The sequence below is a fragment of the Parasphingorhabdus sp. genome, assembly GCF_965233695.1.
GTDB lineage: Bacteria > Pseudomonadota > Alphaproteobacteria > Sphingomonadales > Sphingomonadaceae > Parasphingorhabdus.
The window spans coordinates 3,741,075-3,755,303 of sequence record NZ_OZ247497.1; the positions used below are offsets into that span (position 1 = coordinate 3,741,075).

Here is a 14,229-nt window from a genome sequence, read left to right on the forward strand (position 1 = left end):
ATTCCGCGCCATCCATAGCACGGAGTCGCCTATTTATAGACAGCCCGCCTGTCTCCAAAATCGCGGACGCGTTTGCGCCAGGCACGATAGCTGCCGGTTTTCAAATTCGAACGCATAATTGCCTTAACCTGATCCGGGCTAATACCATGAAGCTTTCGGATTGTATCGAAAGCCACGTGATCGCTGAGAGCCATTTCGACAATTTCACTGACGATATCTTCGGCGAGATCAGGAGCTTTTGCCATCAGCTCGCAGCGGCGGCCTCAATGATCGGACCAAATTTTTCGGCCGTCAGACTCGCGCCGCCAACCAAGCCGCCATCGACATTGGGTACCGCGAGCAATTCCGCAGCATTACCCCCGTTCATCGATCCGCCATAAAGAATACGCACTGTATCGGCGCCCTCGTCCATTAATTTGCCCAACTTGTGTCTGATGGCGGCATGCATCTCCTCAACATCCGATGCTTCGGGCACACGCCCCGTGCCGATCGCCCAGACCGGTTCATAAGCAATCGTAAGCCAGTGCGGGTCCGCACCATCGGGGAACGAACCTTCCAGCTGACCGCAGACAACATCAACAGCCTTACCCGCGTCGCGTTCTTCTTCTGTCTCACCGACACAAATAATTGCGCCCAGGCCTGCAGCGTGGGCAGCCTCTGCTTTGGCTTTGACTTCGGCATCACTTTCATGTTGATCCGCCCGGCGTTCGCTATGTCCCAATATCGTCATGATGGCGCCGGCCTCGCGGATCATCGTGGCGGATAAGCAACCGGTATGCGCGCCGTTTTTTGCATAGTGACAGTCCTGGGCACCAATGGTGAACCCGGGAGAATTTGCTGCCGCTTGCGTGATCAAGGTCACCGGTGGACATATCGCAACATCAACTTGTTTGTTCTGACCGGCAATCGCGGCAATATCTGCGATATCGGTTAATTCTGTCCGCAGGCCGTTCATCTTCCAATTGCCCACAATATATTTGCGATTTGCCATATTCTCTCCACCCCTTTGTTGATGCCGCCTATGCGCTAACAAATTCCGCTCTCGCTGCCAAATTAGTTTCGATTAAAAGCGTTTTGACCAGTCCGGCGCCCTTTTGCTTGAACGAAAAACCCAAGCCGCCTAAAGCATCGGAAAACCATATGCCCTAACAGAATTGCAGTTTTTCTTATGATTACATTTTTCCGCAATATTTTCTCTTCCAAGATCGGCCTTTTCTTTACGATGTGCTTTGTCGCACTGATCGCGATTGCCTTTGCATCCGCCGATGTCACGGGAACGGGCGCATTTGGTGGGGTTACTGGATCAGGCACAGCGGCAAAGGTCGGTGAATCCACCTTGACCACCTCTGAGCTCAGCCAATCGGTGAACAATGCCTTTCGCGCTGAACAGCGTCAGAATACCAGCCTCGATCTGAAAACCTATATCGAAGGCGGTGGATTCGAAGGTATTTTGGATCGATTGATCAACAGCTTTGCAATTGCCGCCTTCGGCAACAAATATGGCATGACCGCTGGCAAGCGACTGGTCGACAGCGAGATTGCCAGCATCCCGTCTTTTCAGGGTGCGGATGGACAGTTTAGCGAAGAAAATTTTCGCCGTGCGCTGCAGCAGCAAGGGATCAAGGAACAGCAATTGCGCGATGATTTCACGCGCAATCTACTCGCGGATCAATTGCTTACCGTCGCAGGCTTTGGTACGTATGTGCCGCAAAAGCTGGTAACACCATATGCATCGCTGCTGCTGGAAGCCCGTCAGGGACAGGTCGCGATCGTGCCTTCCGCGGCATTTGTTACCAATACCAAGCCTGCCGATGCGGCGCTTGCGGCTTTCTACAGCAAGAACAGCTCTCGCTACACAATACCTGAACGGCGCTCGATCAGCTATGCCCTGTTCTCCAAAGACCGGTTTAACGAGACGATCAAACCCACCGAAAAGGAGATCGAAGGCAAGTATAATCTCGACAAGGCGAAATATGCGGCCAGCGAAAACCGTAATATCAATCAGGTTATCCTTCCAACACAAGCCGCAGCCAAAGCGCTTGCCGACAAGGTTAACGGCGGCATGACGATCGCAGCCGCAGCGGATTCGGTCGGGCTGTCCGTTGCAGAGCTTGGATCGGTAAGCAAAAGTGCGCTGGCCGGAACGGCGTCGCAGGCTGTTGCCGATGCTGTCTTTGCCGCTCCATCGGGCAGCGTTTCTGTGCCAGCACAAAGCAGCCTCGGTTGGCATATCGCCAAAATCAACGATGTTCAGAAGGTTCCGGCCCAGAGCCTGGAACAAGTCCGCGCGCAAATTGTAGCGGAGCTGAGCCTTAAAAAAATCGATCAGGCACTGGCTGAGCTGACCGTGACGATGGAAGACGAATTTGCGGCAGGGGCATCGCTTGTCGACATTGCCAATGCTGAGGCGCTGAAGATTGAATCGACGCCGATGCTGCTTGCCAATGGTCAAAATCCCGAGGACCCGAACTATCGCCCCATCCCGGAAATGCAACGCATCCTGCCGGTGGCCTTTTCGCTGGAAGAAGATTCCGATCCTCAGGTTGTCGAGATCATCCCGGGGCAGCAATATGCCATTGTGGATGTGGGTGAAATAACACCGGCAGCCCCGCCGCCGCTCAAGTCTATCGAGCAGATCGTGACGCGGGACTATATCCTCGAAGAAGGCTCCAAAAAGGCAAAGGTCATTGCTGACCAAATCGCCAAACAAATTGGTGGCGGCGCGACATTGTCAAAGGCAGTGGCTGACGCAAAGGTCAAACTGCCAGCGATAGAATCGGTAAGAAGCACCCGCGCGGATCTGGCGCGGCAAAGCCAACAGGGCCAGGTACCACCGCCGCTGACCTTGATGTTCAGCATGGCCGAAGGCACAGCAAAGACTTTGAAAGCGCCGCAGAACCAAGGTTGGTTCGTGGTTTATCTGGACAATATCGACAAGGGTGACGCATCCAGTCGCCAAGATCTTCTGTCAGCAACCAGAGGCCAGTTCAAACAGGTCTTTGGAAACGAATATACCGAACAATTCATCAACGCGATGAAAGCCGATGTCGGGGTCAAGAAAAACGACGACGCACTGACGGCACTGAAAAATCAGCTGGTCGGTCGTAACTAGATGCGGCAATTTCGGCCTGTTCCAGACTAATGGCGCGTAGTTTCGGCATCGAGGCCGCAGAACGCGCGTTGGATGAGGGGAAACCGGCGCTGATCTGGCGCAAGCAAGTCGCTGATACCGAAACGCCAGTATCGGCTGCGCTCAAGCTTATGGAGGCCGAGCGTGGCGATTTTTTGCTGGAATCTGTCGAGGGTGGTGAGACACGTGGGCGTCATAGCCTGATCGGCCTTTCGCCCGATCTCGTATTTCGCGCAGACGGTGACGAAGCAGCGATTAACGCGCATTGGTTGACGGACCGGGACGCCTTTACCGATGAACAAACCGATAGCCTTAATGCCTTAAGAAATTTGGTAAAAAGGTGTCAGATGGATGTGCCCGAGGGACTGCCCCGCGCGCTGGCCTGTCTGGTGGGGTATTTTGGGTATGAAACTATCGGCCTGGTTGAAAAATTACCGCGTGCGCCGCAGTCCGAACTCGCCCTTCCCGACATGCTGTTCGTCCGACCGACGGTGATCGTGATCTTTGACCGGTTGGCGGACGAAATGTTTCTCGTCGCACCGGTCTGGCCTGAAACAATGGGTGATGCAGACAGCAAACTGGCCAGCGCCGAAGAGCGACTGGATGAGGTTGAAAGGCAGATTGCCGCGTCGGTTCCGCTATTGGCAACCGAAAGAGCAAAACTCAATCCCGATGATCTTGCTTTCGAAGCCAAACTGGAACCCGGCCAATATGAAAATATGGTGCTGACCGCCAAGGATTATATCGAAGCGGGCGATATTTTTCAGGTGGTTCTTGCACAGCGATTCACCACGGCCTTTTCCTTGCCCCCGGTCGAGCTTTATCGGGCGCTGCGCCGGATAAATCCCTCCCCTTTTCTCTTCTTCCTGGATCTGCCGGGCTTTGCCCTGATCGGATCCAGCCCCGAAATATTGGTCCGCGCCCGCGACGGCGAGGTTACAATCCGCCCGATTGCTGGAACGCGCCCGCGCGGCGCCAATGCTGCCGAGGACAAAGCCAATCGCGATAGCCTGCTCGCCGACCCCAAAGAGCGCGCAGAACATTTGATGCTGCTTGATCTCGGCCGCAATGACGTAGGGAGGGTCAGCGCTGCCAACAGCGTGGAAGTGACAGACAGCTATACCGTCGAATTTTACAGCCACGTCATGCATATCGTCTCCAATGTCGTCGGCGAACTCGCCCCGGACAAGGACGCGCTCGATGCACTGTTCGCAGGCTTCCCTGCAGGCACAGTCAGCGGTGCGCCGAAAGTACGCGCTTGCGAGATTATTGCCGAACTGGAGCCAGAGACACGCGGCGCCTATGCCGGCGGTGTCGGCTATTTCTCGCCCGATGGCAGCATGGACAGTTGCATCGTGCTGCGCACCGGTATCGTCAAGGATGGCACGCTCCATGTGCAAGCCGGTGCTGGCATTGTGGCAGACAGCGACCCCGCTTACGAACAAAGGGAATGCGAAGCCAAATCCGGCGCCTTGCTGGCCGCTGCAAAGGAAGCCGTGCGGCGAGCACAGGATGTTGGTTTCGGGCAATAGCGCACCTTTAGTTGAATGCCAATTTCACCGGCAACTGATGTGCGTATCATCTGTAAAACGCCGGGTTTGAGATATGGAAAGATGAGGAACGGCCAATGAGGAAGATAATAATTGCAGCAATTGCATCGGGGGTCCTTCTGGTTGGCGCTGGAGCTGTTGCCTATGTGGCTTCCCCAACCATCCATGCCGGACAAGTTGGCGAAGCACCGGAACTCGGACGATTAGGCCAATATAGCATCGGGGTAACGGTCAGGAATTTCGCTCTCGAGGACCGAACCAGGATTACGGCATGGGGTGCGATTTCCGGAAACCTGACAGAAGCGAACCGAGAATTGTCGGTCCGATTCTGGTACCCCGCTGAAAAAGGGGATGGTGAGACCGCTCAATATACCCATATCATGCGTCCACCGGGCAAGGAGCCCGTCAGCATTGCCAGCCAGGGCGTGGCCGTCCCGAAGGCGAATGCCATTGTCGATCAGAAATATCCGCTGGTCCTGATGTCCCATGGCTTTGGCGGATGGGACACCCAATTTAGTAACTTGGCCGAACAGATTGCTTCACACGGCTATATTGTTGCATCGATTGATCATGCCGATATGCCCATTGACGGTGTCACGTCTTTCTTGTTGTCCTTTGGCAATGTTCTTGTCGACCGGACGTTGGACCAGCGCCATATTCTGGCGCAAATTCTGGAAGATGCGCAATCCGGCTCGCACGATTATGCCGCACAGATTGATACCGATAATGTCGGCCTGATTGGCTATTCCATGGGCGGATATGGGGCGATTGCTTCTGCCGGCGCGCCTTATGATTTTTCAAATGATCCAATGTCCAATATTCCGGATTCAGCCAGAATGACGCTGAACGAAGTCGCGCAAAAACCCCTGCCGATCAAATCCTTGGTAACCTTTGCCCCTTGGGGCGGTCAGCCCGACAGCCGAGCATGGACCGCCGAAAATATCGGGAAGATTGACAAACCGGTTCTGATCATTGCCGGAAATCAAGACGATATTGTGAACTATGAAGAGGGCGTGAAGTGGTTGTTCGAGAATATGACCGGATCCAATCGCTATATGTTGGTCTATCGTGAAGCGCGGCACAATATTGTCGGAAATGAATTTGATCTGGAGGCAGACGGCAATTTTACAACGGCAGAATTTCTTAAAGAGCCAGTATGGCGAAGCGATCGGCTAAACGCCATCAACCAGCATTTTGTGACGGCCTTTCTGGACATGACACTTAAAGGGGATACGTCCAAAGCCGATTATCTGAACGTCCCGACAAAGGATTCCAATGACAGCCAATGGCCCGTCCAGTTCGGCGAGCAGCTAAACGGAAAACTGGCTGGTTCCGATCAAAGCGATCACTGGAAAGGCTTTCAACGCCGGTGGGCTGTTGGTCTGGAAATGCATCGCATGGAGAAAAAGCAGTAAAGGCAATAACATCCAAGCGCCATCGTTTCCTGAATCCCTCAGAGACACAGCGATCTTGATCGGAAAAACAGAAGCCTATTCCAGCATCTTTGGCGCTTCTTTCTGAAGCTTTTCCTTTATCTTGTTGGCAAACATGGCCAGCAATGGTGGCAGGTCGAATATGGCATAAACCTCGTCTTCGCGAACTTGCATTTCGCCACCGATGCGCTGTCCCATCGCTTCGAGGGTACAATGCATCGTATCCCCTTCCCAATGATGATCGGTAACCGTTGCGCCCGGGACCGATTCACTTAGTGTATGCACACCGTTTCCGATGCGCTGACGTGCCTCTGCAAGTCCCAGTTTATGATCAATTGTAACGGTTACCGGTTGACCCATGGTGCAATTCTCCCCTGCCCCCTCAATATCATCCCGATTGAGGCCGTCAAATGATCTGCTTGATAAACGCCAGAAAAACTTGGCCTGCTGCACATTTGTCATTAGGCAGCATTTCATGATCTTGGTTATCGACAATTATGACAGCTTCACCTTCAATCTGGTTCACTATCTGATGGAACTGGGTGCAGATGTGCGGGTGGAGCGCAATGATGCGATGAGTGCCAGCGAAGCACTGGCAACTGGTGCAGACGCGTTTTTGATCTCACCGGGGCCCTGCACACCAAATGAGGCAGGCATATCCCTTGATCTGGTGGCGGCCTGTGCTGATGCGGAGAAACCTTTGCTGGGCGTTTGCCTTGGCCACCAATCCATTGGTCAGCATTTTGGCGGCAAAGTGGTTCGTGGCGGTCTGATGCATGGCAAGACATCTCCGGTTACCCATGACAATAGCGGCGTGTTTCTGGATATACCTTCGCCTTACACCGCGACGCGCTATCATTCCCTGATCGTTGAGAATATTCCCGAATGCCTGCCGGTCAACGCCACCGCGCAGGATGGTTCGGTCATGGGCTTCCGGCATGAAAGCCTGCCCATTCACGGTGTGCAATTTCACCCTGAAAGTATCGCCACCGAATATGGTCACGACCTGCTTGCCAATTTTATGCGTTTGGCGGGCATGACCCCAAATCAAATGGCATGACCCAGAAACTTGTCTTTACCCCCACTGAGGAAGACCTGCGCTTCGCTTATGCGCTCCATATGAAGCAGATGAGCTGGAAGCGGATCGGCTATTTTGTTTTGTTCGGATTGACGCTTGGCGTTGTCATGGCGGGTTTCAATGGCTTTGATGATGTACAGCAAGCAATCGGATTGATCATTGGCATGACCATTTGGGCCGGCGCCGTTGCCTTGATTATGACTCTGCTGCTACCGATTTGGTGGGTGCCGCGATACTCCAGGAAAATCTACAAGCAACAAAAAGACCTGCATTTGGAAACAACGACATGGTGGGATGATGAAAAACTCTATTCCGGCAATGCCCAAGGCCATGCCCATTTGACTTTTGCGGACATGGTGAAGTGGCGAGCAGACGATAATATCGTTTTGCTCTATCGCTCTGATCAGCTGTTTAACTTCCTGCCAGCGCGGATTTTCAGCGATGCAGCCCACAAAAATGGATTGATCCGGCGGCTAGAGGATGCCGGCGTACCAGGAGAGACAAAATCATGATGCCCCTGCCCAATCCCAATGGTCCGTTGTCGGAGAGTGATGCGCGCGAAGCTTTCTCGAAAATATTGGACGGAAATGCGGATGCCGAAGCCATTAGCGCCTTTCTGGTTGCACTTGCCGACCGCGGCGAAACCGCAACCGAAATTGCTGCGGCTGCGCAGGAAATGCGTGCGCGCATGATCACCGTTGATGCGCCGGCCGGCGCCATTGATGTCTGCGGTACCGGCGGAGATGGCAGCCACAGTTTGAATATCTCTACTGCCACAGCCTTGGTTGTTGCCGCTTGTGACATCCCGATGGCCAAACACGGCAATCGCGCCGCGTCGAGCAAATCAGGCGCAGCAGATACGCTGGAGGCATTGGGACTTGATCTGGCCAAAGCAGCAACCGGGGGCGAGCAGTCCCTCCGCGAAATCGGCATAGCTTTTTTCTTTGCGCCCAATCATCATCCGGCGCTGGGACCGCTGGCCCCAATTCGCAAGGCACTTGGTCGGCGGACGATCTTTAACTTGCTCGGACCTCTCTGTAATCCCGCCCGAGTAAGGCGGCAATTGATCGGCGTGGCCTCGCCCGATCTGGTGGATGTCTATGCCGAAGCGGCAGCCCGGTTAGACTATGAAAAAATCATGATTGTTTCAGGCGAAGAAGGCCTGGACGAACTGAGCATATCCGGCCCGTCCAGGCTGGCGATTGTCGAAGGACAGGCGATTACCCAAAGCCGGATCACACCTGAAGATATCGGTCTTCCGCGACATCAGGCGGAATCGATCAAAGGCGGCGATGCGGGCTATAACGCGGCTGCGCTGCGCGATTTGTTACAGGGAGAGGCGTCGGCTTATCGCGATGCTGTCGTGCTCAACAGTGCCGCGGCGCTGATGGTCGCCGGCGAAGTCGATAGCTGGGAAGCTGGGGCTGAAGAAGCTGCCGAGGCGCTCGACAAGGGATTGGCCAATGCTTTGCTCAATTGCTGGATCGCCAACCAATGAAGGGTGACCGATGAACAAGCTTACCGAAATATGCACGGCAAAGCGCGCCCATGTCCGCAAACGCAGGGTGAATATTTCCACGTCGGCCATGCATGATCAACTCCGCAGTCAGGCTGAACCCCGCGGCTTCATCAAAGCAATTGAGGAAAAGGCGAAGACCGGTTTTGCCTTGATTGCTGAGATTAAAAAAGCAAGCCCGTCCAAGGGGTTGATCCGGGAAGATTTTGATCCGCCTGCGCATGCCCGCGCTTATGAGGCGGGCGGCGCGGCCTGTCTTTCGATACTGACAGATATGCCCTATTTCCAGGGTGCTGATGAATATCTCGTGGCCGCCCAAACCGCCTGTACTCTGCCATGTTTGCGCAAGGATTTCATGATCGACCCCTGGCAGGTTGAAGAGTCCCGTGCGTTGGGTGCGGATGCGATTTTGATCATTATGGCGGCGCTGGATGATGGGCAGGCGCTTGAAATAGAAGCGGCATCAATAGCGATGGGGATGGATGCATTGATTGAAGTACATGACGAGGTTGAGCTTGAACGGGCCCTGCGACTAAAATCGCGGCTTCTGGGCATCAATAACCGCAATCTCAAAACCTTCGAAACCAGCCTTGAACAAACCGAGCGATTGTCAAAACTGGTCCCCGATGACCGGATCATGGTATCGGAAAGCGGTATTTTCACGCATGAAGACTGCCAGCGCCTGGCACAATCCGGCGCACGGGCTTTTCTGGTTGGAGAATCTTTGATGCGGCAGGATGATGTGGAGGCAGCCACTCGGCTGCTTTTAACCGGTAGCGAGGCTTAAATGAGCAAACTGACCCATATCGACGGCGATGGTGCAGCCCATATGGTTGACGTTTCAGGCAAAAATGATTCGGTGCGAGAGGCGCATGCGGATGGAATTATCCGTATGGACGCAGCAGTGCTTGAAGCCATCAAGACCAACATGATGAAAAAAGGTGACGTGCTGGCCACCGCCAGAATTGCCGGCATCATGGCCGCCAAGAAAACCAGTGAACTGATCCCGCTTTGTCATCCGCTGGCACTCAGCAAAGTCACGGTGGAGTTTGAATTTTTGGACGGTGGCATCCGCGCCAAGGCAATGGCCCGGCTCACCGGCAAGACCGGCGTGGAGATGGAAGCATTGACCGCGGTCTCTACAGCGCTTTTGACAGTTTATGATATGTCCAAGGCCATGCAGAAAGACATGGTGATCAGCGATATCCGCCTCTTGTCCAAATCCGGCGGAAAATCAGGAGACTGGGCCGCCGAATGAAGCCTTTGCTGCCACTGGAAGAAGCACAAGAGCGATTAATTGCGATGGCGACGCGATTGCCATCTGAATCTGTTCCAGTTGCGGAAGCTTTGGGCCGCTATCTCGCCAAAGATCTGGTCGCTAAGCGCAGCCAACCTGCGGCCGATATGTCAGCCATGGATGGCTATGCCATCGCCTTTGATGATCGCGCCGGGCCGTGGAAATTGGTTGGCGAATGCAAGGCCGGAAGTCCGCCAAGCACGCCAATAAAACCCGGACAAACAGCTCGTATTTTCACCGGCGCCTTGCTCCCGCAGGGTGCTGATACCGTGGTCATGCAGGAAAATGTGGAAGAGGATGGCGGGTTAATCCGCCTGATTGACGAGCCTTCACCCGTTAAAGGTCGCCATGTTCGTCACAAAGGCGGTGATTTCCAGGCCGGCGATGTCGCGCTTTCAGTCGGCACAACTCTGACCGCTGCTGCTTTGGGGCACGCAGTCATTGCCGGTGCCGACATGCTGTGCGTTGGTCACGCTCCAAGTATCGCGATTCTGTCGACCGGTGACGAATTGGTTGCCCCTGGCACAGATACGCAGCCTCATCAGATCCCCGCCAGTAATGACATTATGATAGCAGCAATGCTCGCGCAGCTACCGGTTCGCACACGGTCGATCAGCCGCATCAGGGACGACATGGATAGCTTATGCGCCGCGCTGGAAAGCGCAAAAGACTGCGATGTAATCGTGACCATCGGTGGTGCTTCTGTAGGAGACCATGATCTGGTTGCACCAGCTTTTGAAAAATTGGGCGGCGAAACGGATTTTTGGAAAATTGCCATGAAACCGGGCAAACCCTTAATGGCTGGCAAGCTTGGCAAAAGCTTGGTCTTGGCCTTGCCCGGCAACCCGGGATCTGCCTTTGTTACCGCAACATTGTTCCTGTTGCCGTTAATCCGTTATCTGGCGGGAGCGTCGACATATCTTCCACTGATGCAGAATGCGATAAGCAACGCGCCACTACCAGCGACCACGCAACGTGCTGAGTTTCTTCGCGCGAATGTAGATGGGTCAGGCATTACGCCTTATAACAGCCAGGACAGTGCCAAGCTTTCCATCCTAGCCGCTGCCAATGCCCTACTCTATCGGCCAGCCCGCAGCCCAGAACAGCAGCCAGGCGCGAAAGTTTCCTATATCGCTATCTAAAAAGCTTGACTTGGCACTGTTTGTTTCATAATTGTTCTTTATTCGTTCCCGATAAGGACATGAAATATGCTCACACCGAAACAACATGAATTGCTGTGCTTCATTCACAACAGTCTGGAAGAATCTGGCGTATCCCCCTCTTTCGAAGAGATGAAGGATGCGTTGGGTCTGAAATCCAAATCTGGTGTTCATCGGTTGATCAGCGCTTTGGAGGAACGCGGTTTTTTGAGGCGCCTTCCCAATCGGGCACGGGCTTTGGAAGTAACAAAATTGCCCGAAGGCGGTAATCTGAAACCGGCAAAATCAAATATAGTCAATATAGCACCCGATCCGGTTTCTTCCGCTCCTATGAAAGAAATTCCGGTTGCAGCCAATGATGTCATCGAAATTCCGCTCCACGGGAAAATTGCAGCAGGTGTTCCCATCGAAGCACTTGAAGGGCAATCCGCGCTTAGCGTTCCAGCAGCGTTGTTGGGATCAGGCGAGCATTACGCCTTGGAAGTGTCCGGCGATTCGATGATCGAGGCGGGTATCCTTGATGGAGACTATGCCCTCATCCAACGGACAGAAACGGCCCGCAACGGAGAAATTGTAGTGGCGCTGGTTCATGACGAAGAAGCCACGCTCAAATATCTGTTCAAAGATAATGGCCAGGTCCGCCTTGATCCGGCAAATCCGGCCTATGAGCCACAGATTTTCGGAGCAGGTGAAGTCCGGATTCAGGGCAAGATGGCTGGATTATTGCGGCGTTATAACTGACTCTGACGCTGATTTTGGCTGATCGCTGGATCATCCATCTTCTGGCGAATGATATCTCTCGATCTTGGTTTTTCGGGGCCTGAAAACCGCATCCATTGGTGATGGCCCGAGCGAACGACAACGGTTGTGATTTTCTGATTTTCCAGATCAATGGTCATGCCGCCAGTTTGACGCAACAAGGTTCGATCCACCTTTAACCAGCGCGGCTGGCAACTCGCCGGAAGGCGCCGTTCGCTGATGACAATATCGGCTCGCCGGCAGGCCGCCGATAACGCCAATGCCGGAATATGATATGAACTGCGGGTCGCGAGTATCACCCAATTTCTGTCAGCTTTCTCTATTGTGACGCTGCAACTATCGGCGTTACACAGGGCGTTGGGCCAGTCTTCCAGCGCTGCCGCTTCGCCATCTATACCGGCATTTTCCAACAGCATGTTGCGGGTGAAATCTCCACTAAGGGTGCGCAGCATGGCGAGCTCTCCGGCATCGTTGCGTATACCGACATGGCGGCCATCGCCGGTGATATAGAGATCGGGCGCACGGTTTGCGGCGACTATCAATATGGCCATGAAAATTGGCGCCAGCCCCCAGATACGCCAGCGCTGGCTCCATAGGGCCAACCAAAGGCCACCCGCAATGAATGAAGCAAATGCGATCAATGGCATGGTTGGCAGTATCGCAACCGACCCCGGACGGCTGGAAACATAATGTGCCAAGACCAAAAGACTGCTCAGCGCTTTTTCACATATCCACCAGACCGGTGCGCCAAGACCGAATGTGTCGAGCAGAAGTGCCAATGCTTCCAATGGCATGATGACAAATGTTGTCAGCGGAATGGCAATGATATTCGCCAAAGCGCCATAGAGACCTGCCTTGTGAAAGTGGAACAAGGCTATGGGCATGAGCGCCAGCTCAACCACCAGGCCGGTTAGGAACAATGCCAATATGACTCGACCAAATCGCTTCAAAACCGGTTCTTCTCGCCGCGCAAACAGGGCCTGGGTTTTGGGATGTTCATGCATCGCAATAATCGCTGTGACTGCTGCAAAACTGAGCTGAAAACTTGGCCCGAAGAGGGATTCCGGCCAGATGATAAGCACGAATAAAGCGCCCGCAGCAACCATCCGTAATGTAATGGCGTTGCGTCCCAAAATCAAAGCCAGCAAAACGAGCAAAGCGGCCACACAGGCTCGTATCGTAGGCACCTGCGCGCCCGTCATTAACGTGTAGGATATCGCCGCAACGGCAGCGCAGCCCGCAGCGACCAGAGGCAATCGAAACCTGAGCGCCAGCGGTGGAGATAGCGCCAGTACGCGCAAGACGAGCAGATAGACAGCGCCAACCACCGCCGTCACGTGCAGACCGCTGATCGAAAGGAGATGCGCCAATCCGCTGCGCCGCATTGCCTCGGCATCTTCTTCATTAATAGCGCCGCGATCACCGGTTGCTAAAGTCGCGCCGATCGCCCCTGCCCCACCCTCCATCCGTGACTGAACATGACTGGATAACGTCTGGCGATATTCCGACATCGCAGAAAGCGGGCCCCAAGCGGGCTGCGCGGCCTGAACCACTTGAATGTCGCCAAGCAATTGTCCGGTTGCCCCCAATCCCATAAACCAGGCGCGGCGGGAAAAGTCATAGGCGCCCGGCAGACTTGCCATGGCCGGGGGCATCAATCGGGCGCGCAGTTGAATGACGGTGCCAGCCTGCAAATCCATCGTAGCCTTTGCAATTGGCACATTGACGCGGACACGCGGCGGAAGACCCTGTTTCTCATGCGTGTTGAGCGTCAGACGGACGATGTCGCGCGAACTAACGGTCTCGACCTTTTCAATTTCGGCATAAAGAGACACGACCATCGGGCGTTCCAGTACCGGCGCCGCAACTGCCCAGGATCGGAACCACATGACTGCACATCCAACCGCTACCAGTGTCATGAACCAAAGGAAGGCACTGCCGACGCGTCCCCCTTTTCCCATGGCTTTGACAGTTAAGGCCAACCCGCTGCAAAGGGCCAGCAAGGCGATCCAGAAAGAGAAATCTGCCAGCAAAAACCAGGCCGTGATTCCCGCGCTAATGCCAACCGGCACCCATAAGGCGAGCCGGTCGCGCTCTTTTTCAAGCTGAATCTCCAGGCGAGTTAAAATTTGCCAATTTCTAATATATTCAGGCAATTGTCGTGCGCGAAACCACATGCTAAGGGCCTTGCCATTCGGGCCGGAAATGGTTGCTACACCGATTTGATCGGGGGCTACGCCAGGGCTGTTCGGATCAAAGCCACTCTGCATCACATTCGCCTAACATGGCGCTTAACATGGGGAAAC

At 54.3% G+C, this 14,229-nt stretch carries 14 protein-coding genes; 10 read left to right on the top strand and 4 right to left on the bottom strand.

Annotated elements, in window-relative coordinates:
* Positions 1-29 precede the first annotated feature (29 nt).
* A complete protein-coding gene (locus ACO6S1_RS17920; RefSeq protein WP_422343911.1) occupies positions 30-245 on the bottom strand; it encodes a DUF2805 domain-containing protein in 216 nt (71 codons plus the stop codon).
* Positions 245-991, bottom strand: coding sequence for a triose-phosphate isomerase (gene tpiA, locus ACO6S1_RS17925; RefSeq protein WP_422343912.1), 747 nt, complete (start codon positions 989-991; stop codon positions 245-247). Before tpiA ends, ACO6S1_RS17920 begins: the two co-directional genes overlap by 1 nt.
* Positions 992-1,168: 177 nt before the next feature.
* Between tpiA and ACO6S1_RS17930 the strand changes: the two genes are divergently transcribed.
* The 3 genes from ACO6S1_RS17930 (at position 1,169) to ACO6S1_RS17940 (ending at position 6,095) form a co-directional block, all read left to right on the top strand.
* Positions 1,169-3,112 (top strand): SurA N-terminal domain-containing protein, encoded by a 1,944-nt coding sequence (locus tag ACO6S1_RS17930; RefSeq protein WP_422343913.1) that lies wholly within the window; start codon positions 1,169-1,171, stop codon positions 3,110-3,112.
* 29 nt (positions 3,113-3,141) lie between these two features.
* Positions 3,142-4,662 (top strand): anthranilate synthase component I, encoded by a 1,521-nt coding sequence (gene trpE / locus ACO6S1_RS17935; RefSeq protein ID WP_422343914.1) that lies wholly within the window; start codon positions 3,142-3,144, stop codon positions 4,660-4,662.
* 95 nt (positions 4,663-4,757) lie between these two features.
* Entirely contained in the window at positions 4,758-6,095 is a 1,338-nt protein-coding gene (locus ACO6S1_RS17940; protein WP_422343915.1) for an alpha/beta hydrolase family protein, read from the top strand.
* Positions 6,096-6,170: 75 nt separating this feature from the next.
* Here the strand turns inward: ACO6S1_RS17940 and ACO6S1_RS17945 are convergent, their stop codons facing one another.
* Positions 6,171-6,575, bottom strand: coding sequence for a polyhydroxyalkanoic acid system family protein (locus ACO6S1_RS17945; RefSeq protein ID WP_422343916.1), 405 nt, complete (start codon positions 6,573-6,575; stop codon positions 6,171-6,173).
* A gap of 13 nt (positions 6,576-6,588) precedes the next feature.
* Between ACO6S1_RS17945 and ACO6S1_RS17950 the strand changes: the two genes are divergently transcribed.
* The 7 genes from ACO6S1_RS17950 (at position 6,589) to lexA (ending at position 11,905) form a co-directional block, all read left to right on the top strand.
* Positions 6,589-7,173: an anthranilate synthase component II gene (locus tag ACO6S1_RS17950; protein ID WP_422343917.1), complete on the top strand. Its 585-nt coding sequence runs from the start codon at positions 6,589-6,591 to the stop codon at positions 7,171-7,173.
* The gene (locus ACO6S1_RS17955) at positions 7,170-7,703 is read left to right on the top strand and encodes a YcxB family protein (protein WP_422343918.1); all 534 of its coding nucleotides are present in this window, start codon (positions 7,170-7,172) and stop codon (positions 7,701-7,703) included. The genes ACO6S1_RS17950 and ACO6S1_RS17955 overlap by 4 nt, the downstream gene beginning before the upstream one ends.
* Positions 7,700-8,689 carry an anthranilate phosphoribosyltransferase gene (gene trpD, locus ACO6S1_RS17960; RefSeq protein WP_422343919.1) on the top strand — a complete coding sequence of 330 codons (990 nt, stop codon included), beginning with the start codon at positions 7,700-7,702 and terminating at the stop codon, positions 8,687-8,689. Before ACO6S1_RS17955 ends, trpD begins: the two co-directional genes overlap by 4 nt.
* 10 nt (positions 8,690-8,699) lie before the next feature.
* Positions 8,700-9,494, top strand: coding sequence for an indole-3-glycerol phosphate synthase TrpC (gene trpC, locus ACO6S1_RS17965; RefSeq protein WP_422343920.1), 795 nt, complete (start codon positions 8,700-8,702; stop codon positions 9,492-9,494).
* On the top strand, positions 9,495-9,965 hold the full coding sequence (gene moaC / locus ACO6S1_RS17970) for a cyclic pyranopterin monophosphate synthase MoaC (protein WP_422343921.1): 471 nt from the start codon (positions 9,495-9,497) through the stop codon (positions 9,963-9,965).
* Positions 9,962-11,146, top strand: coding sequence for a gephyrin-like molybdotransferase Glp (gene glp, locus ACO6S1_RS17975; protein WP_422343922.1), 1,185 nt, complete (start codon positions 9,962-9,964; stop codon positions 11,144-11,146). The genes moaC and glp overlap by 4 nt, the downstream gene beginning before the upstream one ends.
* Positions 11,147-11,212: 66 nt before the next feature.
* The gene (lexA, locus tag ACO6S1_RS17980; RefSeq protein ID WP_422343923.1) at positions 11,213-11,905 is read left to right on the top strand and encodes a transcriptional repressor LexA; all 693 of its coding nucleotides are present in this window, start codon (positions 11,213-11,215) and stop codon (positions 11,903-11,905) included.
* Here lexA and ACO6S1_RS17985 read toward each other — a convergent pair.
* Positions 11,896-14,193 carry a ComEC/Rec2 family competence protein gene (locus ACO6S1_RS17985; protein ID WP_422343924.1) on the bottom strand — a complete coding sequence of 766 codons (2,298 nt, stop codon included), beginning with the start codon at positions 14,191-14,193 and terminating at the stop codon, positions 11,896-11,898. The two genes, lexA and ACO6S1_RS17985, sit on opposite strands and share 10 nt — an antisense overlap.
* Positions 14,194-14,229: the final 36 nt, after the last annotated feature.

Coding starts and splice junctions, on each gene's coding strand:
- ACO6S1_RS17920 (WP_422343911.1), bottom strand. CDS start 245: ATGGCAAAAGCTCCTGATCTCGCCGAAGATATCGTCAGTGAAATTGTC.
- tpiA (WP_422343912.1), bottom strand. CDS start 991: ATGGCAAATCGCAAATATATTGTGGGCAATTGGAAGATGAACGGCCTG.
- ACO6S1_RS17930 (WP_422343913.1), top strand. CDS start 1,169: ATGATTACATTTTTCCGCAATATTTTCTCTTCCAAGATCGGCCTTTTC.
- trpE (WP_422343914.1), top strand. CDS start 3,142: ATGGCGCGTAGTTTCGGCATCGAGGCCGCAGAACGCGCGTTGGATGAG.
- ACO6S1_RS17940 (WP_422343915.1), top strand. CDS start 4,758: ATGAGGAAGATAATAATTGCAGCAATTGCATCGGGGGTCCTTCTGGTT.
- ACO6S1_RS17945 (WP_422343916.1), bottom strand. CDS start 6,575: ATGACAAATGTGCAGCAGGCCAAGTTTTTCTGGCGTTTATCAAGCAGA.
- ACO6S1_RS17950 (WP_422343917.1), top strand. CDS start 6,589: ATGATCTTGGTTATCGACAATTATGACAGCTTCACCTTCAATCTGGTT.
- ACO6S1_RS17955 (WP_422343918.1), top strand. CDS start 7,170: ATGACCCAGAAACTTGTCTTTACCCCCACTGAGGAAGACCTGCGCTTC.
- trpD (WP_422343919.1), top strand. CDS start 7,700: ATGATGCCCCTGCCCAATCCCAATGGTCCGTTGTCGGAGAGTGATGCG.
- trpC (WP_422343920.1), top strand. CDS start 8,700: ATGAACAAGCTTACCGAAATATGCACGGCAAAGCGCGCCCATGTCCGC.
- moaC (WP_422343921.1), top strand. CDS start 9,495: ATGAGCAAACTGACCCATATCGACGGCGATGGTGCAGCCCATATGGTT.
- glp (WP_422343922.1), top strand. CDS start 9,962: ATGAAGCCTTTGCTGCCACTGGAAGAAGCACAAGAGCGATTAATTGCG.
- lexA (WP_422343923.1), top strand. CDS start 11,213: ATGCTCACACCGAAACAACATGAATTGCTGTGCTTCATTCACAACAGT.
- ACO6S1_RS17985 (WP_422343924.1), bottom strand. CDS start 14,193: ATGCAGAGTGGCTTTGATCCGAACAGCCCTGGCGTAGCCCCCGATCAA.